Genomic DNA, 20,993 nt, shown 5'->3' with positions numbered 1-20,993 from the left:
CGGTGACGACCGGGACCGAGGCGCATCCGCGGCTCAGCGCGCGGGCATACACGATCCCGGCCGACTTCCCCGAGGCCGACGGGACGCTCGCGTGGACGAGCACGACGATCGTGGTCGTCCACGCGGACGCCGGCGGCGTGCGCGGGCTCGGCTGGACCTACGGCCCCGCCGCCACCGCGCCGGTCGTGACGGACACTCTGGCCCCCGCCGTCGCCGATCTCGACCCGGACGACCTGCCTGCCGCGTGGACCGCGATGGCCCGCGCGATCCGCAACGCGGGACGGCCCGGGATCGCCGGGCTGGCGCTGTCGGCGGCCGACAACGCGCTGTGGGACCTCAAGGCGCGCCGGCACGGGCTGCCGCTCGCCCGGCTGCTCGGCGGGGCCCGCGCCGCCGTCCCCGTGTACGGCAGCGGCGGCTTCACCACCTACGACGCGGAGCGGCAGCACCGGCAGCTCGCCCACTGGGCCCACGAGCTGGGCGTCCCCCGCGTCAAGATCAAGATCGGAGAGTCGTGGGGGCGGTGCGCCGGGCGGGACCTGGAACGCATGGCCGCCGCCCGGCGCACCATCGGCGACGACGCGGAACTGTTCGTCGACGCCAACGGCGCCTACACCCGCAAGCAGGCCGTACGGCTGCTGGACCGGGCCGCCGATCTCGGCGTGCGGTGGTTCGAGGAGCCGGTCTCCTCCGACGACCTGCCGGGCCTCGGGCTCGTCCGCGATCTCGTGCGGGCCGACGTGGCCGCCGGGGAGTACGGCTACGATCTCGTCTACTTCGCCCGCATGGCGCCGTACGTGGACTGCCTGCAGATCGACGTCACCCGGTGCGGCGGGATCAGCGAGTTCCTCCGCGCGGCGGCCGTCGCCGCCGCGCACGGGCTGGAGGTCTCCGGGCACTGCGCCCCGCACCAGCACCTGGCGGTCGCGGCGGCGGTGCCGAACCTGCGGCACCTGGAGTGGTTCCACGACCACGTGCGGATCGAGAGCACGCTGTTCGACGGGGCGGTGTCGCCGGTGGGCGGCGAGGCTCCGGTCGGCCGCGCCGCCCCCGGCAACGGGCTCATGTTCGAGGAGGAGACCGCCGTCCCCTGGCGCGTCGTCTGACCTCTGTTCCGACACCGGTGGACCCCGAAAAGGGATATTTCCTGACTCGGCGCGTCCGGACTCGGTTACGATCTTGGCGAGATCGCGCCAACCCGGTGGCACACGGTGCCCGTCCGGGATCTGCTTCACTCCCGGTCCGGCCCCCGGACCGCCCCCACAGGAACACAGCAGGAAGAGGCCCGCCACGTGAGACGTGCGACCCGCGGCGCGGCCCTGGCTGTCGCGACATTGCTCCTGCCCGCCGCTCCCGCCGCCGCGAACATGCCCGCCCCGGCGCCCGTGCCACAGTCCGTGCCACAGGTCTCCTGCGCGGCGACGCTGTCCGCGCCCACCCGGGAGGCCGCCTTCGCCGCGGCGGCCCGGGACACCGGCGTGCCGGAGCCGCTGCTCAAGGCCGTCTCCTACATGCTCTCCCGGTGGGACGACCACCAGGGCCGGCCCAGCGCGGACGGCGGATTCGGCGTCTTCGACCTGAGCGACCGTACGCCCGGCCCGGGCACCGGCGCGGACAAGGGCCGCGTGGCCGAGGCGAAGAGCCAGATCACCCGGGCGGCCGAACTGACCGGCCTGACGGCCGACGCCCTCAGGCGCGTGCCGAACGCCGGGGTGTGCGGCGGCGCGGCGCTGCTCGCCGCCTACCGGCGCGAAGACCCGCGGCGCGAGGGCCTCCGGAGCGGGGGCGACGACGGCGAACCGGCCGCCTGGCGGGACACCGTCGGGCGTTTCGGCGCCGGGCACGACTTCGTCCGGCAGGTCTACCAGACCCTGCGCGGCGGCGAGAGCCGGGTCACGGCCGACGGCCAGACGGTGACGCTCCCCGCCGACGAGTCGATCCCGCTCCCACAGGCCGGGACCGCCACCGCTCCCGGCACCGGCTGCCCGGACCCCGGCGATGAGCGCCTCGGCTGCGAGGCGATCCCCGCGCCGTACGCCAAGCTCACGTCCACCGACCCGGACAACACCACGAAGTACGGCAACCACGACATCGCCGATCGGACCGGGCCGGGCGGGCCGACGCTGGACTACATCGTCATCCACGACACGGAGGGCTACTACGACCCTTCCGTCCGGCTCGTGCAGGACCCGGCGTACCTCGCCTGGAACTACACGATCCGCTCCGCCGACGGTCACGTCGCCCAGCACCTCGACCCGAAGGACGTGGGCTGGCACGCCGGCAACTGGTACGTCAACATGCACTCCGTCGGCGTGGAGCACGAGGGCTTCGCGGGCGACGCGACCTGGTACACCGAGTCGGCGTACCAGACCTCGGCGACGCTGGTGAAGCACCTCGCGGCGACGTACGGCATCCCGCTCGACCGGGCGCACGTCATCGGGCACGACCAGGTGCCGGGCACCGTCGCGGGCACGACCAAGACGATGCACTGGGACCCGGGGCCGTACTGGGACTGGGACCACTACTTCGAGCTCCTCGGCGCGCCGATCGGCGGCGGCCGGGCGGCCACGACGCAGGTCTCGGCCGGCGACGTCGTGGAGGTCCGCACCGGATACCAGGACAATCGGCAGCCGCTCACCGGCTGCGCCGCGGCGTCGCCGCCCTCGCCGGAGTGCGTCCCGGGAGCGGGCACGAACTTCCTGCCGCTCCGCCAGGCGCCGTCCGAGGACGCCCCGCTCGCCGCCGACCCCGGCTGGAAGCCCGCCGGCGAGGCCGGCACGACGTACGTGAGCGACGTCAGCGCGCGCGTCGTCTCGGGGCACAAGCTCGTGGTCGCGGAGGTTCGGGGCGACTGGCTGGGCGTGTGGTGGGCGGGCTCGCTCGCCTGGCTGCGCAACCCCGCCGACCGGCCCGTCGTGCTCCCGGCGGCGGCGAAGACGGTCACCGTGAAGGTGGACGCGACCGGCCCGGCCGCCGTCTACGGCCGCGCCTACCCGGAGGCGGCCGCCTACACCGGGACCGACGTCCCGGTGCAGGCGGTCTCGGCGCTGGAGTACACGATCCCCGCCGGGCAGACGTACGCGGTGAGCGACGACGACGTGGTGACGGACTACTACCGGGCGACGTCGTTCGACGGGTCGGCCCCCGGCGACCGCACCGACGTCAGGGGCCAGGACCGGTACTACCAGCTCTGGTACGCCCACCGGCAGGTGTTCGTCCGGGCGGCCGACGTGGACCTGCACGAGGCGCGGTCGTCCGCGCTGGTCGCCACCGCGCCCCCGGTGGTGCGCGGCGTCCCGTGGATCGGCCGGCTGCTGACGGCCTCTCCCGGCACGTGGACGCCCTCCCCGAAGAAGGTCCGCTACCAGTGGCTGCGCGACGGCGCGAAGATCAGGGGCGCGACGGGGCGGGCCTACCACGTCACGGGCCGCGACCGCGGGGCCCGGCTGTCCGTACGGGTGACGGCCTCGGCCCCCGGCTACGAGAGCGGCGTCGCCACCTCGGCGGCCACCACCCCCGTCCGCTCCCACTGGCACGCACCCCGGCGCCCCCACCACCGCCGGTAAAGATCTTCCGGGCAGCCCAAGGGATTTCGGTACTTCCGAGCTCTACATGCGAGAGGGTAGGTGGCTGATCAGTAGGGAATCAGACGAGTGCCCAACCCGTTCCCGTCGTTGAAGGCGAGACAGATGCTGGCTGTCCTCCTCAGTCTCGGTTACTGGGAGAGCGCTCGGCGGGGGTCACATCGCAAGCTTGTGTGTGAGGGTAGGCCTACCCTCACCTTCGCGTTCCACGACGGAGCCAGCCTCGCACCGGGAGTAGTGAAGGACATACTTGTCAAGCAAGTGGGACTGGACGTTGACGAGGCGTTGAAGGTGGTGCGCGGTGATGCCTGAGATCATCAATGTGATCATCCGGTCGGGGCCCGATGATCGGGATCTGTATGCCACATCTCCTCAGGCCCCCGGCCTTGTCTACGGTCGCGAAACTCTGGAAGATCTGCGAGCCGAGTTGCAGGACGTTCTCAGCTTCCACTTCGGAGGGCCGGGGCCGTTCGCGGTGGTCGAACACCATGAACGTCACTATGAGATGGCTGGTGGCGAACTGGTGACGCGGATGGCCCTGGATGAGCATGTGCATGACAGACAGGCCGTCTATGCGGCTCTGGGCCGTGCCGCGGGACACAAAGACCAGGCAGCCGGTCTGGTCGCAGCTCCCGCCAATGCGCTGGGAGAAGTGGTTTACGTTTGCGCGGTGATGCCGGACACCATCGGCTGGATTGCCGATCAGCTGGAACAGCGTGGCGATGCGATCAATATCGCCGTATCGGTGGCTGACGCCATGATTCTCACGGCGCCGGCCACGTATGATCCGGACCATAAAGGAATGGTCACCATAAACAGCAAGCCCTATTCTGCGGCCACAACTATCTCTCAAGTCGTCAGAGATATCAGATTTTTCGGTCCGACGAGCCGGGCGGAGACGCCGACTCTGTTCGTCTGATCTGAAGATCAGCGGAAACCATTTCGGGCAGCAGCCGGAGCACCCGCCGGTAGCGTTCCTCCAGCACGCTCATGCCAGACCGCCCGCCTGCCGGAGGCGGAGTCGCTCGACGGCGCGGTGGGCGTTGTCCGCCAGCCGGACGGCCTCCTCCTCCAGCGCTCGCGCCCCCTCGTCGGTCAGCCGGTAGTAGCGGCGCAGCCGTCCCTGCCGCACCTCCTCCCGGTCGGGCGCGACCAGGGCGTCGGCCGCGAGCCGGTCGAGCACGCCGTACAGGGTGCCGATCTTGAGCTGGACGCGCCCCGAGGAGAGCCGCTCCACCTCCTGCGCGATGCCGTAGCCGTGCCGCGGCTCGTCGACCAGTGCGGTGAGGACGAGAAAGGCGGGTTCGGTGATCGGCCGTTGACTCATGCGGCCATCATATATCGAGAGACATGATATTCAAGCCCGGACGGCATCGATGCCCCGTCCGGCCGAGCACGCGGGCAGACCGTCAGGAGGTGATGCGGAAGGTGGCGTCCTGCCGGTCCACGGCGCTGGAGGACGCGCTCAGCGGGTCGATGCGGAGCACGTAGTCGTAGTGCCTGACATAGCGGTCGGGGTAGTTGTAGGAGCGGAACGACGTCCACGCCGAGTCGGCCAGACCGGCGGTGCGGTAGAAGGTGGCGTCGGCGCGGAACGTCGCGGTGTTCTCGGCGGCGGCGAGCCGCAGCTCGTAGTTGTAGTGCCGCAGGTAGCTGCCGGGGTAGTTCACCGACTCGAACGAGACCCCGGCCGAGTCGGCGAGGCCGGGGACCATCCGCCACATCTGGTCGCGGTACGGATCGAAAGGATAGGCGTCGATGCGCGCGACGTTGTTCTGGTGCCGTACGAAACGGTCGGGATAGTTGGAGGACTTCAGCCGCACCCAGGTGGGCGTTCCCCACCGGCTCACCAGGGCGTTGTGCTCGGCGTCGGTGATCTGGGCGATCGAGCCGTGCTTGGAGTTCAGCGGCGGGGTGTAGTCACGCTGGTTCAGCGGGGTCCAGGAGTTGGCGCCGACGTTGGCCGACCCCCAGGCGTAGTAGTCGTTGTTTACGGGACTGTACGAGTCGCCCCACAGCCGCCACCCGCCCTCGTTGGTCCGGTGCAGCAGCGGCGCCTCGATGCCGCTCCCCTGGATCAGGCCGCTGGTGTAGGTGGTGAAGCTGTTGGGGGCGCCCGTGGACGACCGCGCCCCGTAGAGACGGCCGTCGCCGAGGTTCTTGTAGTACAGGTAGGTGGTCGCGCCGTCCACGACGATGTCGCCGTCGAGGACGCCGAAGCCCGGGCTGAAGAAGGTCTGGGCGGCGCCGACGGTCACGAAGTCGGTCGTGTAGTTCACCCTGAGGATCTCGGCCGCGGAGTAGACGATGCCGTACTGCCCGCGCGAGGCGTCCCAGAAGACCGTCGGCGCCCAGGTGTGGTCGTTGGTGGTCTGCATCCGCACCCGGCGGTATCCCGTGAAATTGTTCAGGTTCGCCGAGTCCCAGACGTGCAGATACTGACTGTTCGAGTTCCAGTCGGTGCCCTTGAGGTCGGTGGCGATCACGACGAACGTGCCGTCGTTCTTCCGGAACACCTGCGGGTCGCGCAGGCCGAGCTGGCCGGCCGTCGGGGTGACGACCGGGTTGTTCTGGTTCAGCGGCGTCCAGTTGAGGCCGTCCCGGCTGACCGCGAGGTGCAGGCCGTAGTCCGCGCCCTGGGCCGACGGCGACTCGGTGAAGTACGCGAAGACGTAGGCGGTGTACGTCGCCGCCCGCGCCGCCCGCGGGAACCCCGCCGCGCCCGCGGTGACGAGCGCGGCGGAACCGAGGGCCGCCTTGGTGAAGTCTCTCCGGGACAGGGTCACGAGGAGCCTTCCTTTCTCGATCTCAGGGGCGATCTCGGGGGGGGATCTCGGGGCGATCTCGGGGGGACGGAGCCTCGGAGCGGGAGGCGGGACGGGCGGCTCAGCGGTAGCCGGCGGCGACCACGTCGGCCTGGACCGCGTTCTCGGTCGCGTCGGACGGGTAGCCCGAGACGATCGCTCCTTCGTAGAAGGTGCCCGCGCTGAGGTTGGTGTTGGTGGCGCAGCAGTCGCCGCCGCTGCCGAGGATGATCGCGCCCTGCTTCCTCATCGGGTTGTAGCCGCCGGGGAGCGAGCCGTCGTAGAGCGTGTAGAGGCTGCCGGACTGGGCGTTGCTGCCCTTGATCGCGAACCGGGACGTGCCGTTGTTCTTCAGCGTGGCGGTGACGAACTTGCTGGTGAAGGCCCGCTGGTTGGGGTTCCAGGAGCTGCTGCCGCCGGGGTAGAGGCCGTATTCGAGGTCGGCCTGGACCCACGGGCCGCTTCCGGAGCAGCCGCCGAACCAGCAGCTCGTGCCGAAGTAGATCGCGTCCATGGCGCCCGCGCCGTCGGCCCTCCGGGTCGTCTCGCTGTTGCCGTAGTCGAAGCAGCAGCCGCTGTTGACGTGCGTGCCGCTGGTCACCATGTAGACGCCCTCGGGCGCGCTGCCGGTCGGCACGCCGGTCGTGTGGCCGTCGCGCCAGTAGCTGTTGCCGGGGTTGATGTACAGCGAGTACGCCTTGCTTCCGCCGACCGTCAGCGACTCGGTCGTCGCCTTCGCGGGGGTGGCCCTGCCGCCGGCCCCGCCCGATCCCTGGTACCAGACGTCGTTGCCGCGCCCGGACTGGTCGTACACGACGGTGATGACACAGGTGGTGCCGGAGCAGAACGAGTCCTGGGCGGCGGCGTTGGCGACGCCGCCCGCGCTCAGCACGCCGATGTTGCGGGTCGCGTTGTCGGACGACCGCCTGACCTGGTACAGGTTGCCGTTGTAGGCGCGGTAGAGCGCGCGGGTCGTGCTGTGCGCGGCCACACACGGTGTGCCGCCCGCCGCGTAGATGTCACAGGGCTTGGACGACGCCTGCGGGGTGGACGACGGGCTCGCGGAGGGGCTGGCCGACGGAGTACTCGAGGGGGTGCTCGACGGAGTGCTCGACGGCGTGGTGGAGGGTCCCGTCGAGCCGGTGCAGGTCACCCCGTTGAGGGCGAAGCTCGTCGGCGCCGTGTTGGTGCCGCCGAATGCTCCGTTGAAACCGAAGCTCGTGTTGCCGCCGGTCGGGATGCTGCCGTTGTAGGAGGCGTTGGTCACCGTCACCTGGGAGCCGGACTGGGTGTAGGAGCCGTTCCAGAGCTGGGTGATCGTCTGCCCGGAGGGGAACGACCACGTGAGCCGCCACCCGTTGACGGGGTCACCGAGGTTGGTGATGGTCACGTTGGCGCCGAAGCCGCCGGACCACTGGCTGCTGACCGAGTAGTCCACCCGGCATCCGGTGGCGGCGTGGGCGGTGGTCGTGGTCAGCGCGCCGGCCCCGCCGATCACGGCGGCGACCCCGGCGGCGATCCAGAGCCGCAGACGAGGAATCTTCATGAGCACTCCCGGACAAACTGCGAAAGGAGTTGTTAGCGCTAACACAGGGGGCCTTGAGTGTTAGCGCTAACAAGTCTTCGAGGAGGACAGGCCGTTCTTCTGCCGGATCGGGACGGTGGTGGTGGTGCAGCGGAGCAAACACGAGGCGGCGAGGGCCCGTCAAGGTCCCGACGCCGCCTGCCGACGCCCCCGGGACGCCGGGAACACGCCCCATCTGCCGGTACGAGGGCCGGACCGGAGCCGACGACGGGAACCGGACGGTGAAATTTACAGCGTGGGCGTGCCGGCGCCGGACCTCCTCGGCACGACATCCCCTGATGCGTTTCGCGACATAAATGCTGTTACGGTTAGCCGCCGTGTGCGAGAAGTCTGGTCGGCGACGCCCCGTCGTTTCCGGACAGGGAGGTTTCCGGACAGGGGAGGTTTCCGGGTGGCAGTGAGCACGGCGGGCCGCCGATGAGCGCGCCGGTGCCGGCATGAGGCTGTTCTGGGCGGTGCTGGGGCGTTTCACCCAGCCGGCCCAGGTGATCACGACCGTGTTCGGCGCGGCCGTGCTCCTGGGGACCGCCCTGTTGTCCAGTCCGCTCGCGACGACCTCGGGCAAGCCCTCCGACTGGATCACCGCCCTGTTCACCGCCACCTCCGCGGTGTGCGTGAACGGGCTGACCGTCGTGGACACGTCCGCGCACTGGTCGCCGTTCGGCGAGGCGGTCATCGCGGTCCTGATCCAGATCGGCGGCCTCGGCATCATGACCCTCGCCACCGTCTTCACCCTGCTGGTCTCCCGCAGGCTTGGCCTGCGCGCCCGGTTGTCCGCCCAGGCGGAGACCCGGGTGCTCAACGGGGGCGACCTGCGGCGGGTGGTGGGCAAGGTCGTGGTGTTCAACCTGCTCTGCGAGGCTGTGATCGCGGCCGTCCTCACGCTCAGGTTCGTCCTCGGGTACGGCGAGTCCCCCGGCCGCGGCCTCTACCTGGGCGTGTTCCACGCGGTCTCCGCGTTCAACAACGCCGGTTTCGCGCTGTGGCCCGACAGCCTCGTCCGGTTCGCCGCCGACCCGTGGATCTGCCTGACCGTCGCGGCGGCGGTGATCGTGGGCGGCCTCGGCTATCCCGTGGTGTTCGAGCTGCGCCGGTCCTGGCGCCGCCCGAAGCGCTGGTCACTGCTGACCCGCATCACACTCACGGTCACCGCGGTCCTGCTGGCCGGCGGCACGCTGGTCTTCCTCGTCACCGAGTGGGCCAACCCCCGCACCCTCGGCCCGCTGGACGGGCAGGCCAAGCTGCTGACGGCCTTCTTCACCGCGGTCATGCCGCGCAGCGCCGGCTTCAACAGCGTCGACATCGCGCAGATGCACCCCTCCAGCTGGCTGGTCACCGAGTTGCTGATGTTCGTCGGCGGCGGCAGCGCGGGCACCGCGGGTGGCATCAAGGTCACCACGCTGGGCCTGCTCACGTTCGTCGTGTGGGCGGAGCTGCGCGGCGAGAGCCAGGTGAACATCGGCCATCGTCGCCTCACCGAGGCGGCCCAGCGGCAGGCGGTCTCGCTCACCGTGCTGAGCGTGGGCCTCGTGGCGCTCTTCACCTACGTCCTGCTGGTGCTGACGCCGCACGCCCCGGACAAGGTACTCTTCGAGGTCGTCTCCGCCTTCGGCACGACCGGGCTGTCGGTCGGCGTCGTCTCCGCCGTCTCCCCCGCCGCGCAGACGCTGCTCACGCTGCTGATGTTCGTCGGCCGGATCGGCCCGCTCACGCTGGGCTCCGCGCTGGCGCTCAAGGAACGCACCCGCCGCTATGAATTACCGGAGGAGGACGTCATCGTTGGCTGACATCAGAAACGACCCCGTGGCGGTGATCGGTCTCGGCCGTTTCGGCACCTCACTCGCCCTTGAGCTGGTGCGGCGCGGCACCGAGGTGCTGGCCATCGACCACCGGCCCAAGGTGGTGCAGAGCCTCGCGGGCCAGATCACCCACATCGCCAGGGCCGACGCCACCGACCCCGAGGCGCTGCGCCAGCTCGGGTTGCCGGACTTCTACCGCGCGGTCTGCGCCATCGGCAGCGACCTGGAGGCGAGCATCCTCACCTCGTCGCTGCTGGTAGAGATGGAGATCGACGACATCTGGGCCAAGGCGGTCAGCAGCCAGCACGGCCGCATCCTCAGCCGGATCGGCGTCCAGCACGTCGTCTTCCCCGAGCACGACATGGGCGAGCGCGTGGCCCACCTGGTCAGCGGGCGGATGCTCGACTACATGGAGGTCGACGAGAACTTCGCGCTGGCCAAGACCCTCCCGCCCAAGGAGTACGTCGGCATCCCTCTCGGCGAGTCCAGCCTGCGCCGCAAGTACGGCGTGACGGTCGTGGCCGTGAAGCGGCCGGACGAGGAGTTCACCTACGCCACCGCCGAAACCGAGCTCGGCTACGGCGATGTGATCATCGTGTCCGGCCGTACGGACCGGGTCGAACGGTTCGCCGAGCTGCCCTGAGTCCATGGCGGGGCCGATGGCGCGAATGTCCTCCTTTACCACCCACCACATCACGAATTCGAGTAACGTCATCACTCGGAGTGATCACGCGTCGCGCATAACCACCTGGGTGGGATGACCCTGAAAAGGCGTCATCTACTACGGAAGATCGGGAATGCCCGGTTCCGGAGCCGGGAAGGAGTAAACCCATCACGGAGGTGTCTCATAATGATGCGGGGGCCGGCATTGGAGTCGCGATGAGTTCTCAGAGCGTCCTGCGCGCGTTGCCGTTCATCGCGATTCTCCTGGTTGTCGCCGTCGACCTGATGACGGAGCCCGGTGTGGGCTTCCTACCGCTCCTCACCCTGGGCCCGGCCTTCGCCTCGGTGGCGGGCGGCGTGCGCCGCACGGCCCTGGTGGGGGCGCTGGCCCTCGCCATCTGCCTCCCCCTCTCCGTCTACGACGGCCTGTTCGGCCGGCCGCAGAACAACCTCACGATCGCGGCGCTCGTCGGCGTCATCGCCGCGAGCATGCTGGCCAGCCGGCTGCGGAACCGCCGGGAGCGGGAGCTGGCCAACGTCCGCCTGGTCGCCGAGGCCGCCCAGAGAGTGCTGCTGCGCCCGGTCCCCCGGCGGGCCGGTGACCTGCGCGTGGCGCTCTCCTACACCTCGGCGGCGGCGGAGGCCCAGATCGGCGGCGACCTGTACGAGGTGGTCACCACGCCGGAGGGCGTCCGGATCCTCATCGGCGACGTGCAGGGCAAGGGCCTTGAGGCGGTCGAGACCGCGGCGTGGGTGCTCGGCGCCTTCCGCGAGGCCGCCTACGACGAGTCCGAGCTCTCCGGGGTGGCCGAGCGCGTGGAGGCCAGCCTGGGCCGCCATCTGAGTGGGGAGAAGTTCGTCACCGCGATCCTCTCCGAGGTCCACGAGGGGGAGATCTCGCTGCTCAACTGCGGCCATCCGGCCCCGCTCGTGCTGCGGGCCGACGGCGCGGCCTGCTTCGCCGAACCCCAGGAGGAGGCGCTCCCGCTCGGGCTCGGCTCGCTGGGCTCACCGCGGCCCAAGCCGCACCGGCTGCCCTTCGGTGACGGCGACCAGATCCTCTTCTACACCGACGGCGTGATCGAGGCCCGGGACCGGGCGGGGCGCTACTATCCCCTCGCCGAGCGGGCGCACCTCGCCTGGGGCGCCGATCCCCAGGCGGCCCTCGACGACCTGCGCGCCGACCTGCTGCGCCACGTCGGCGGACCGGTCCCCGACGACGCGGCGATGCTGCTCCTGCGCCGCCACCCCGGCTGACCGGCGGGCGACCCCGCCGTTTACGTGGACGGACGGCGGGAAGGGCCTTCCGGCACACGGGCAGGGTCCCCGGGAACACTGAGAAGGGCACCGCCGACTGGAGCCGACCATGGAATCTCTGAACACCGCCATCAAGAACCTGGGCGACACGGTGGTGTCGGCGGCCGGGAGCGTCGCGGGCGCCGTCGCCGACCCGAAGGGCGGCCTGAAGCAGTTGAAGTCCGCGATGTCGTCACCGCGGGCGCTCGCCGTCGGCGCCGGGCTCGCCGCAGGCTACGCGCTCGGCTGGTGGTGCGGTCACCGCGCCGCCTCTCGCTGACCACCGGCCGCCGGCGAGGGAGGCGGCCCGATCACCGGCGCGCGGCACAATCGTTCAAGACCACGGCCCCGGCGTGCGCTACAACGGTTCACGGCGCCGGTCGTGGCGGTCGGCGCGGGCATCTGCGCGCGGAGGCGGACGATGGACGTGGGCTTCGTCGGGCTCGGGATCATGGGACAGCCCATGGCGCTCAACCTGGCCCGGGCGGGGACACCGCTGGTGGTCTGGAACCGCACGCCCGCCAGGAGCGAGCCGCTGCGGGCCGCGGGCGCGGTGGTCGCGGACGACGTGGCCGGCGTGTTCCGCCGGGCTTCCACGGTGCTCCTCATGCTGGCCGACGAGGCCGCCGTCGACGCCGTTCTGGAGCGCGGCACGCCGCGCTTCGCCGGGCTGGTCGCGGGCCGTGCGGTGGTCCACATGGGCACCACCTCCCCCGGCTACTCGGCCGGACTGGAGGCCGACGTGCTCGCGGCCGGGGGCCGCTACGCCGAGGCGCCGATCTCGGGTTCCCGGGTGCCCGCCGAGGAGGGTCGGCTGGTGGCGATGAAGGCGGTGAAGCTGGCCGGGCGCGACTTCGCCCCCCAGGCCGCCATCGCCGACGTGCTGAAGAACAACCGTCTCATCGCCGAGGCGGCGCGGCAGGCGGGCATCGCCTCGCCGCTGCTGGACGTCTGTCACACCCTGTTCGGCGAGACCCTCGGGCTGGGCCACGGCGGGCTCGACATGGCGGCCGTCGTCCACGCGATCGAGGCGCGGACACGGGCGACCCAGAGGGCACCGGAGACCCAGCGGACACGGGCGACCCAGAGGGCACCGGAGACCCAGAGGGCACCGGAGGCGCAGGGGGCACCGAAGACAGGCGAATCACTCGAAGAAGGAGCATCTGCATGACCTCTCGCCCGGTCGTCGTCGTCACCGGCGGCACCCGCGGCATCGGCCGCCGCATCGTCGAACTCCTCTGCGCGGACGGGTACGGAGTCGTCTTCACGCACTCCGGCTCCGACGCCGACGCCGAGGCGCTGGAGCACGACCTCGGCGGCCGCGGCGCCCTGGTCCGGGGCGTACGCCTGGACGTGACCGACGAGGACGCGCCGGCCCGGCTGTTCGACCTGGCCGAGTCGGCCGGCGAGGTGACGGGCCTGGTGAACAACGCCGGGTCACCGGCAGGCTCGGCCCCGCGGGCATCCGGGTCAACGCCGTCTCGCCGGGGACGATCGACACGACGATCCACGCCAGGGCCGGAGAGCCGGGCCGGGCCGCGCGGGTCGCGGCGCGGGTGCCGCTGGGCCGTCCCGGGAAGGCGGAGGAGATCGCCGAGGCGGTCCGCTGGCTGCTGTCGGACCGCGCGTCGTACGTCAACGGCGCCGTCCTGGAGGTCACCGGCGGGCTCTGACCCGCTCCCCGCCCCGCGAGGAGAGGCCGGAGCACCGTGACGATCCCGGTGACCGCGTGCCTCGTACGAGGCGAACGAGATCAGGTGAGCGGTCAGGCGAGCGCGGCGGCCCACCTCGCGGGCGTGAGACCGTACGTGCGCTTGAACATGCGGGTGAGGTGGGCCTGGTCGGCGAAGCCGGCGAGCTGGGCCGTCTCGGACGGCGGCACGCCGTCACGCAGCAGGCGGCGGGCCCGGTCGAGCTGCCGCATCGTGCGGAAGCGGGTCGGGCTGGTGCCGAACGCCGTGCGGAACTGCCGGGCGATCGTCCACCGGTCCAGGCCCGAGACCGCCTCGAACTCCGCCAGGGAGTGCCGCACCGCCGGATCCTCGGCGATGAGGTCCCGTACGCGGGCCAGCGCCTCCCGCGCCAGCGGAACCGGCCTGCCCGGGCGGCGCACGGCCGCGTGCCTGACCAGCGTCCGAAGTCGTCCAGGGGTTCGTCGATGTCCCGCAGGCACGCGGCGAGCGAGGGGTCGACGTCGCGCCGCCCGATCACGGGATCGGCGACGAAGGGCAGCGGGGCGCCGCCCAGCGCCTCCTGCACGAGGAACGGGTCGAGGTAGATGATCCGATAGCCGAACCCCTCGTCGGTGCCGGCCACGCCGTCGTGCGTCTCGTCGGGGTGCAGCACGTGCAGTTCTCCCGGCAGGCAGTGCCGCGCCTCGCCCCGGTAGCGGAACGTCTGCACCCCTTGGAACGTCATGCCGATCGCGTAGGTGTCGTGGCGGTGGGGGGCGAACCCCTCCCTGGTCAGCGAGGCCTCCAGCCGCTCGATGCCGGCCGCGCCCGGCCCGAACCGCAGGCGGCTGCCGGGCAGGGTCCCGCCGGCCGGCAGGGGCCGGCGCGGGTCCCCGCCGCCCCCTGTCTCCCCGCGCCGTGAGTCGTTCCGCACGAGGTGAGGCTACAAGCGGACGCCGGTCATCTCGGCGGGAGCCCGGCCCGGCCGGCGGGGCGCGATCGTCAGGTGCGGCCCAGGCGCAGCGGCAGCGTGCGGGGGCCCCGCACCTGACCGGCGGCCCAGGTCACCGCCGCGGGGTCGGCGAGGCCGAACACCGGGATCCGCTCCAGCCAGACCTCCAGGGCGACCCGCAACTCCATCCGGGCGAGGTGCGACCCCACGCACCGGTGGATGCCGAGGCCGAAGGCGACGTGCCGGTTGACCTCGCGGTCGATGACGACCTCGCCGGCCCGCTCGAACTGCCCGGGGTCGCGGTTGGCGGCCGGGAACGACAGCAGGACCCAGTCGTCGGCCCGCATCTCGGCGCCGCGCCAGCTCATGTCCTCCTTGACCAGCCGGGCCATCGTTACCGGGGCGTACGCCCGGAGGAACTCCTCCATGGCCGTGGGCAGCAGACCGGGCTCGGCGACCAGCCGCTCGCGGTCGGCCGGGGTTTTCGCCAGGTGCCACAGCGACGCGCCGATGGCGCTCCACGTCGTGTCGATGCCGGCGATGAGCAGCAGGGCGATCGTGCCGGCGACGTGGTTGGGCTGCAGCTTGTGGCCGTACAGCTCGGCTTCGACCAGATAGGTGGTGAGGTCGTCGCGCGGGTTGTCCACGTGGTCGCGGATCTGGGCGTACAGGTAGTCGAACAGCTCGTCCATGCGTGCCATCCGCTCCTCCGGAGGCAGGTTGACGCCCTCCAGGGCGCTTTCGACGAACCTGCGGAAGCGCGGCCCGTCCTCGGGCGGGAAGCCGAGCATGTCGGCGATCACCCGGATCGGGATGTGCTGGGCGTAGTCGCGGGCGGCGTCCACGACGCCCGCGCCCTCCAGCGCGTCGACGAGCGTGTGGCAGAAGGCCCGCGTCGCCTCCTCCCGCCTCGCCACCGCCTTCTTGGTGAACGCCGGGAGCAGCAGCCTGCGCGCGTCGTGGTGGAACGGCGGGTCGGAGGAGATGGGCGGGGTGGCCCCCACAGGCGCGATCTCCGCGGGCGGCCGGTAGTTGCTCATGATGATCGAACGGGAGGAGAAGCGCTCGGTGTCGTAGGCGATCGCGGCCACGTCCTCGTACCGCGTCGGCAGCCACCCGCCGCCGAACCTGTCGGTGCGCGCGATCGGGCAGCGGGCCCGCAGGTCGTCCTGGATCGGGTACGGATCGGCGGCCCACTCGGGCTCCAGATGCGAGAAGTCGGCCGCCCAGTCCGACACCGGCCCGGTGACGATCTCGTTGCGGGTGCCCGCGGGCGGCCCCTGCTTGCGGAAACCACCGGTGAAGCGGTCGTCGACGGTCATCTCACGCCTCCCCGGTGAGGACGACCGCTCTTTCCGGGCAGTTCGCCGCGGCCAGCCGGGCCGCCTGCTCCTGCCCCGGCGGCACGGCGCCGTCGCCGGGCACCCGTCCGTAGCCCTCGTCGTCCTCCTCGAACAGGCCGGGGGCGAGGTCGTAGCAGCGGCCGTGCCCCTGGCACCGGCCAGGGTCGATCTGCACCTTCATGGTGTCGCTCCCCGTGTTTCCTGGGTCTGGTCGTGGATGAGGGCCGTCGGGGGCGAGGGCGGCGACGAGACGGGTGAGCAGGGCGCTCCACTCCTCGTCGCCGACCCCGTGCAGGTCCGGCGTGACGAGCACGCTGCCCGTCGCGAGCAGCAGGCAGAGATGGGCGAGCGCGCCGGGCGACACCGCGGGGTCGATCGCGCCGTCGTCCTGGGCCGCGCGCACCAGGCCGGTGAGCCACCCGGCCCGTTCTCCGACGTACTCACGCATGAGCCGGGCGACGTCATCGTCGCGGCGGGCCGCGACCAGCGCCTCGGCGATGAGCGAGCTACGCGCGTCGAGGCGGTGCGGGAGCCTGCGGCCCACGGCGACGAGCAGGTCCGCGACCGGCCGGGACGGGTCGGCCGCGAGCAGCCTGGCGAGCAGCCCCGGCCCGTGGGCGTGCAACGCGGCGGCGATCAACTCGGCCTTCGAGCCGAAGTGCGCGTACAGCGCGCCGTTGCTCACCCCGGCCGCCGCGGCGATGTCGGCGACGCGCGTGCCGTCGTACCCCCGCCGGGCGAACACGTCGGCGGCCGCGCGCAGCAGCCGCTCACGTGTCTCGGCGGCGGTGACACCCGCGATCCGCCCCACATATGAATTAAAAGACCGTTCATTTGAATCTGTCAAGACGGGAGGTGCCGAACGGCCGACGCGGCAGGAGGGGTGACGACCATCACCAAACAGCGCAAAATAGCACTATGGGGGATAAAGCAGGCGTTGTGCCGGCGCATCACGAACTGGTCGTCGACGCGTTGCTCGCCTGCGCCGTGCTGGCGTTCACCATTCCGACGTCGATGATCGGCTATAGCTTCGCCGTGTGGGGCAGGGCGCCGTTCTGGATCGAGGTCCTGGTGGGGGTGGTGACGGCGGCGACGATGTTCGTACGGTGCCGCACGCCGTGGCCGGCCGTCGTCGCCTCCGCCGTCTGCGCCTGCGTCACCGGGCAGACCGTGCCGATGGCCCTCGCCGCCTTCTCGATGACGGCCGAGCACCGCCCGCGCAGGTGGCAGTACGTCGCCCTGGCCCTCGTGGCGGTCTACTGGGTCGTCGACTACATGGACCCCCACACCGACCGCTCCGTCTACCTCAACGTCGTGCGCGCGGTGACCCTCATCTACCTGCCCGCCCTGGTCGGCACCTGGGTGTACGCCTACCGGCGGATGGTCTGGGACCTCCGGCGCGGCGTGCGCGAACGGGAGGAGATCGCCGCGGCCGAGGAACGCCGGAAGATCGCCAGGGAGATGCACGACACCGTCACGCACGCGGTCACCGCGATGGTGCTCAGCGCCGGGATGGCGCGCGACGCCACCGAGCCGGGCGAGGTGCGCGAGCTGACCGCCACGATCGAGGACAAGGGGGTGCAGGCGCTCAGCGAGCTGCGTGAGCTGCTCACCGTGCTCCGGCATGAGGAGGGGGACCTCGCCGGGGGCGTCGACGCCATCGCGCGGCTGGTCGGCGAGGCGAAGGCGACCGGCCTCCACGTCGACCTCCGCCTCGACGTCCCCCCGGAAGGCCTGCCGAGGCAGGTCTCGCACGCGTGTTACCGGCTGGTGCAGGAGGGTCTCAGCAACATCCGCAAGCACGCCCCCGCCACCCGGGTGCTGGTGACCTGTGAAGCCGTCGGCGACCAGGTCGCCGTCTCCGTGACCGACACCCCTGACGAGGCACTGCACGGACGAGCCGCCGGCCGGACCGGCGTCCGCGCCGCGCCCTCCCTTGGCGGAGGGTACGGGCTGGCCGGCATCCGGGAGCGCGTGCACCTCGCCCACGGCCGGTTCTCCGCCGGGCCGACCCCCGAGGGCGGCTTCACGATCGCCGCGCGGCTCCCCCTCAAATGAGGCGGCCACGGTCGGCGAAGGCCGTGCGGGCCACCGTTTTCGCACGTCCGGCGGGGGTACGCCTTCTCTTGCCGGCGCATCGCCGGCGCGCGGGCCGAAAGCGCCCGCCCGGCGCGTACGGAGGCGGCGAACCGCCTGCCCCTGCCCTGCTCCGCAGGAAGTCCGATTCCTCCCCCGCCTGAAGGCGGGGGTTTCCACGGAGGATCTTGATGAAAGCCGTGGTCTACGAAGGTCCCCGCAAGGTCGGTGTCGTCACCGTGCCGGACGCCCGGCTGGAGCGGCACACCGACGTGCTCGTCCGCGTGACCGCGGCCAACATCTGCGGCTCCGACCTGCACATGTACGAGGGCCGCACCGACTTCGAGCCGGGCCGGATCCTCGGTCACGAGAACCTCGGCGAGGTGGTCGAGGTCGGCGCGGCCGTCGACCGGGTCAGGGTCGGCGACATGGTCTGCATGCCGTTCAACGTCTCGTGCGGCTTCTGCGCCAACTGCGAGAACGGCCTGACGGCCTTCTGCCTGACCACCAACCCCGAGCCGGGCCGGGCCGGCGCCGCGTACGGCTACGCCGGCATGGGACCCTACCAGGGCGGCCAGGCCGAACTGCTGCGCGTGCCGTACGGCGACTTCAACTGTCTCGTGCTGCCCGAGGACGCGCGGGAGAGGCAGAACGACTACGTCATGCTCGCCGACGTGTGGCCCACCGGCTGGCACGCGACCGTGCTGGCCAGAGTGCAGCCGGGCGACACCGTCGTGGTCTACGGCGCGGGGCCGGTCGGCCTGATGGCCGCCTACTCCGCCCTCCTCAGGAATGCGAGCGGCGTGATGGTGATCGACCATCATCCGGACCGGCTGGCCAAGGCCGAGGAGATCGGCGCGATCGCGATCGACGACTCCGTGTCGTCCCCGGTGGAGCAGGTCCTGGAGCTCACCGAGGGTGCGGGCGCCGACCGGGGGTGCGAGTGCGTGGGCTTCCAGGCGCACGACGCGGAGGGCTCCGAGCGTCCCAGCATGACCCTCAACAACCTGGTGAAGTCGGTGAAGTTCACCGGATGCATCGCCGTCGTGGGGCTGTTCGTCCCGACCGACCCCAGCGGCGGCGACGCCCTCTACCGGCGGGGATCGGTGGCGATCGACTACGGCACCTTCTGGTCGAAGGGGCAGACGATGAGCACCGGCCAGTGCAACGTCAAGACCTACAACCGGCAGTTGTGCGCCCTCATCCACGAGGTCGGCGCCCGGCCGTCCTGGATCGTCTCGCACGACCTGGACCTCGACGACGCGCCCGAGGCGTACGCGCGCTTCGACGCGCGGGACCCGGGCTGGACCAAGGTCGTGCTGCACCCCGGCAAGCCCGGCTGACGCCCGTCTGTGCTCACGGGCCGGCCTTGGCGGGTCAGTGCGAGTCGCGTGGCACCGGGTGGCCGCTGGAGCCGGTGAGGAAGCCCAGGTCGGCGCCGGTGTTCGCCTGGCCGACCGTCTCGACGTACAACCGCTCCCAGCCGCGGCTCGGGGCGGCGAAGGCCCGGGTCATCGCCGGGGATGGCTCGCGGGCGGCCCACTCCTCCGCCGGGACCTCGACGTCGAGCCTGCGGGCGTCGACGTCGAGGACGATCATGTCGCCGTCGCGGACGAGGCCGAGCGGGCCGCCCGCGGCCGCCTCGGGCGCGACGTGCAGCACGACCGTGCCGTAGGCGGTGCCGCTCATCCGCCCGTCGCAGACGCGGACCATGTCGCGTATGCCCTGGGCGAGCAGCTTCGCGGGCAGCGGCATGTTGGCGACCTCCGGCATGCCGGGGTAGCCCCGGGGCCCGCACCCGCGCAGGACGAGCACCGAGTCGGGCGTGACGTCGAGGTCCGGGTCGTCGATCCGCGCGTGGAAGTCCTCCACGGAGTCGAACACGACGGCGGGCCCGCGATGCCGCAGCAGGTGCGGCGAGGCGGCGGCCGGCTTGATCACCGCGCCGCCGGGGGCGAGGTCGCCGTACAGCACGGCGATCCCGGCGTTCTCCAGCAGCGGCGTCTCTCGCGGCCGGATGACCTCGGGGTCGTGGATGCGCGCGGCGCCGAGCCAGTCGACCAGGGGGCGGCCGGTGACGGTGATCGCCTCCGGGTCGAGCAGGTCGCGGACCTCGCGGAGGACGGCGTGCAGGCCCCCGGCGCGGTGCAGGTCGTCCATGAGGAACCGCCCGGCGGGCAGCAGGTCCACCAGCAGCGGCACCCCCGACCCCGTACGGTCGAAGTCGTCCTGGGTGAGCTCCACCCCGAGACGCCCGGCGATCGCGAGCAGGTGGACGACGGCGTTGGTGGACCCGCCGAGCACGGCGAGCGCGACGACGGCGTTGAGGAAGGACCCGCGGGTCAGCACCGTGCTGGGGCGGCGGTCGGCGGCGACCATCTCCACGGCGAGCGAGCCGCTGGCGTGGGCGGCCTCCAGCAGCCGGCTGTCGGCGGCCGGCGTGCCGGCGACGCCGGGCAGGGTCATGCCGAGCACCTCGGCGAGCAGCCCCATCGTGGAGGCCGTGCCCATCGTGTTGCAGTGGCCCCTGCTGCGGATCATCGACGACTCCGAGCGCATGAACTCGGCCTCGGTCAGCGTCCCGGCCCGGACCTCCTCGCTGAGCTTCCACACGTCCGTACCGCAGCCGAGCGGGACGCCGCGGAAGTGGCCGGTGAGCATGGGCCCGCCCGGCACGACGATCGCGGGCAGGTCCACCGACGCCGCGGCCATCAGCAGCGCGGGGATCGTCTTGTCGCACCCGCCGAGCAGCACGACCCCGTCGATCGGGTTGGCCCGCAGCAGCTCCTCGGCGGCCATCGCGGCCATGTTGCGCCACAGCATGGCGGTGGGACGCACCTGCGTCTCCCCCAGCGAGACCACCGGCAGGTTCAGCGGGACGCCGCCCGCCTCCCACACGCCGCGCTTGACGTGCTCGGCGACCTCGTCGAGGTGCGCGTTGCAGGGGGTGAGGTCCGACGCGGTGTTGGCGATCGCGATGTGCGGCCGCCCGTCGAAGGCGTGGGCCGGCAGCCCGCGCCGCATCCACGCGCGGTGGATGTAGGAGTTGCGGCCGGCTCCGCCGTACCACTCGGCGCTTCGCGTCCCCATGCGGCACCCAGGTTCCTCGGGAGGTCAGAGACAGATGTCAGAGACAGGGGTCAGAGACTCTGCGAGGCTAACCCACGCCTCGCTTGTCCCGGAAGAGGCGAGTGATCCACTTTTCTGCCAGTCGCAAA

The 20,993-nt window shown here is 71.7% G+C and carries 18 protein-coding genes and 3 pseudogenes; 13 read left to right on the top strand and 8 right to left on the bottom strand.

Annotated elements, in window-relative coordinates; all coding sequences use genetic code 11:
- The first annotated feature begins 2 nt into the window (after window positions 1–2).
- From OG344_RS24240 to OG344_RS24225, 4 genes are all read left to right on the top strand, one after another.
- Window positions 3–1,106: an enolase C-terminal domain-like protein gene (locus OG344_RS24240; RefSeq protein WP_405085044.1), complete on the top strand. Its 1,104-nt coding sequence runs from the start codon at window positions 3–5 to the stop codon at window positions 1,104–1,106.
- Between the two features lie 186 nt (window positions 1,107–1,292).
- A complete protein-coding gene (locus OG344_RS24235) occupies window positions 1,293–3,566 on the top strand; it encodes an N-acetylmuramoyl-L-alanine amidase (RefSeq protein ID WP_405085043.1) in 2,274 nt (757 codons plus the stop codon).
- An 87-nt stretch (window positions 3,567–3,653) separates the two neighbouring features.
- Window positions 3,654–3,896 carry a type II toxin-antitoxin system HicA family toxin gene (locus OG344_RS24230; RefSeq protein ID WP_405085042.1) on the top strand — a complete coding sequence of 81 codons (243 nt, stop codon included), beginning with the start codon at window positions 3,654–3,656 and terminating at the stop codon, window positions 3,894–3,896.
- Window positions 3,889–4,503, top strand: coding sequence for a hypothetical protein (locus OG344_RS24225; protein ID WP_405085041.1), 615 nt, complete (start codon window positions 3,889–3,891; stop codon window positions 4,501–4,503). The genes OG344_RS24230 and OG344_RS24225 overlap by 8 nt, the downstream gene beginning before the upstream one ends.
- 69 nt (window positions 4,504–4,572) lie before the next feature.
- Here the strand turns inward: OG344_RS24225 and OG344_RS24220 are convergent, their stop codons facing one another.
- The 3 genes from OG344_RS24220 to OG344_RS24210 all read right to left on the bottom strand — a co-directional run bounded on the left by OG344_RS24220 (window position 4,573) and on the right by OG344_RS24210 (window position 7,934).
- Window positions 4,573–4,911, bottom strand: coding sequence for a PadR family transcriptional regulator (locus OG344_RS24220; protein WP_405085040.1), 339 nt, complete (start codon window positions 4,909–4,911; stop codon window positions 4,573–4,575).
- A gap of 82 nt (window positions 4,912–4,993) precedes the next feature.
- A complete protein-coding gene (locus tag OG344_RS24215; protein ID WP_405085039.1) occupies window positions 4,994–6,370 on the bottom strand; it encodes a glycoside hydrolase family 43 protein in 1,377 nt (458 codons plus the stop codon).
- A 100-nt stretch (window positions 6,371–6,470) separates the two neighbouring features.
- The gene (locus OG344_RS24210; protein ID WP_405085038.1) at window positions 6,471–7,934 is read right to left on the bottom strand and encodes an arabinofuranosidase catalytic domain-containing protein; all 1,464 of its coding nucleotides are present in this window, start codon (window positions 7,932–7,934) and stop codon (window positions 6,471–6,473) included.
- A gap of 476 nt (window positions 7,935–8,410) precedes the next feature.
- On the opposite strand from OG344_RS24210, the gene OG344_RS24205 reads away from it, so the two are divergent.
- The 7 genes and pseudogenes from OG344_RS24205 to OG344_RS24175 form a co-directional block, all read left to right on the top strand.
- On the top strand, window positions 8,411–9,760 hold the full coding sequence (locus tag OG344_RS24205) for a TrkH family potassium uptake protein (protein WP_405085036.1): 1,350 nt from the start codon (window positions 8,411–8,413) through the stop codon (window positions 9,758–9,760).
- Window positions 9,753–10,415: a potassium channel family protein gene (locus OG344_RS24200; protein WP_405085035.1), complete on the top strand. Its 663-nt coding sequence runs from the start codon at window positions 9,753–9,755 to the stop codon at window positions 10,413–10,415. The genes OG344_RS24205 and OG344_RS24200 overlap by 8 nt, the downstream gene beginning before the upstream one ends.
- 236 nt (window positions 10,416–10,651) lie before the next feature.
- Window positions 10,652–11,692 carry a PP2C family protein-serine/threonine phosphatase gene (locus tag OG344_RS24195; protein ID WP_405085034.1) on the top strand — a complete coding sequence of 347 codons (1,041 nt, stop codon included), beginning with the start codon at window positions 10,652–10,654 and terminating at the stop codon, window positions 11,690–11,692.
- Window positions 11,693–11,801: 109 nt separating this feature from the next.
- Window positions 11,802–12,011 carry a hypothetical protein gene (locus OG344_RS24190; RefSeq protein ID WP_405085033.1) on the top strand — a complete coding sequence of 70 codons (210 nt, stop codon included), beginning with the start codon at window positions 11,802–11,804 and terminating at the stop codon, window positions 12,009–12,011.
- A 141-nt stretch (window positions 12,012–12,152) separates the two neighbouring features.
- Window positions 12,153–12,902, top strand: a complete 750-nt coding sequence (locus OG344_RS24185; RefSeq protein ID WP_405085032.1) for an NAD(P)-dependent oxidoreductase — start codon at window positions 12,153–12,155, stop codon at window positions 12,900–12,902.
- A pseudogene (locus tag OG344_RS24180) lies at window positions 12,899–13,159 on the top strand (SDR family NAD(P)-dependent oxidoreductase); the annotation flags it as partial. The gene OG344_RS24185 and the pseudogene OG344_RS24180, both read left to right, overlap by 4 nt.
- Before the next feature lie 26 nt (window positions 13,160–13,185).
- Window positions 13,186–13,404 (top strand): annotated as a pseudogene (locus tag OG344_RS24175) (SDR family oxidoreductase); the annotation flags it as partial.
- Window positions 13,405–13,496: 92 nt separating this feature from the next.
- On the opposite strand, the gene OG344_RS24170 reads toward OG344_RS24175, so the two are convergent.
- From OG344_RS24170 to OG344_RS24155, 4 genes and pseudogenes are all read right to left on the bottom strand, one after another.
- Window positions 13,497–13,844: a helix-turn-helix transcriptional regulator gene (locus OG344_RS24170; protein ID WP_405085031.1), complete on the bottom strand. Its 348-nt coding sequence runs from the start codon at window positions 13,842–13,844 to the stop codon at window positions 13,497–13,499.
- 104 nt (window positions 13,845–13,948) lie between these two features.
- Window positions 13,949–14,338: pseudogene (locus OG344_RS24165) on the bottom strand (AraC family ligand binding domain-containing protein); the annotation flags it as partial.
- A gap of 68 nt (window positions 14,339–14,406) precedes the next feature.
- Window positions 14,407–15,678, bottom strand: a complete 1,272-nt coding sequence (locus OG344_RS24160; RefSeq protein ID WP_327045565.1) for a cytochrome P450 — start codon at window positions 15,676–15,678, stop codon at window positions 14,407–14,409.
- A 1-nt stretch (window position 15,679) separates the two neighbouring features.
- On the bottom strand, window positions 15,680–16,510 hold the full coding sequence (locus tag OG344_RS24155; RefSeq protein WP_405085030.1) for a TetR family transcriptional regulator: 831 nt from the start codon (window positions 16,508–16,510) through the stop codon (window positions 15,680–15,682).
- Window positions 16,511–16,617: 107 nt separating this feature from the next.
- Between OG344_RS24155 and OG344_RS24150 the strand changes: the two genes are divergently transcribed.
- A complete protein-coding gene (locus OG344_RS24150; protein ID WP_405085029.1) occupies window positions 16,618–17,757 on the top strand; it encodes a sensor histidine kinase in 1,140 nt (379 codons plus the stop codon).
- Between the two features lie 209 nt (window positions 17,758–17,966).
- Window positions 17,967–19,118, top strand: a complete 1,152-nt coding sequence (locus OG344_RS24145; protein WP_405085028.1) for a glutathione-independent formaldehyde dehydrogenase — start codon at window positions 17,967–17,969, stop codon at window positions 19,116–19,118.
- A 34-nt stretch (window positions 19,119–19,152) separates the two neighbouring features.
- Here the strand turns inward: OG344_RS24145 and OG344_RS24140 are convergent, their stop codons facing one another.
- Window positions 19,153–20,865, bottom strand: a complete 1,713-nt coding sequence (locus OG344_RS24140) for an IlvD/Edd family dehydratase (RefSeq protein ID WP_405085027.1) — start codon at window positions 20,863–20,865, stop codon at window positions 19,153–19,155.
- Window positions 20,866–20,993 lie beyond the last annotated feature (128 nt).

Source organism: Microbispora sp. NBC_01389 (genome assembly GCF_045040095.1).
Classification (GTDB): Bacteria; Actinomycetota; Actinomycetes; order Streptosporangiales; family Streptosporangiaceae; genus Microbispora.
The sequence above is the reverse complement of the archived record's forward strand: the minus strand, read 5'-3'. Positions and strand labels throughout refer to the sequence as shown.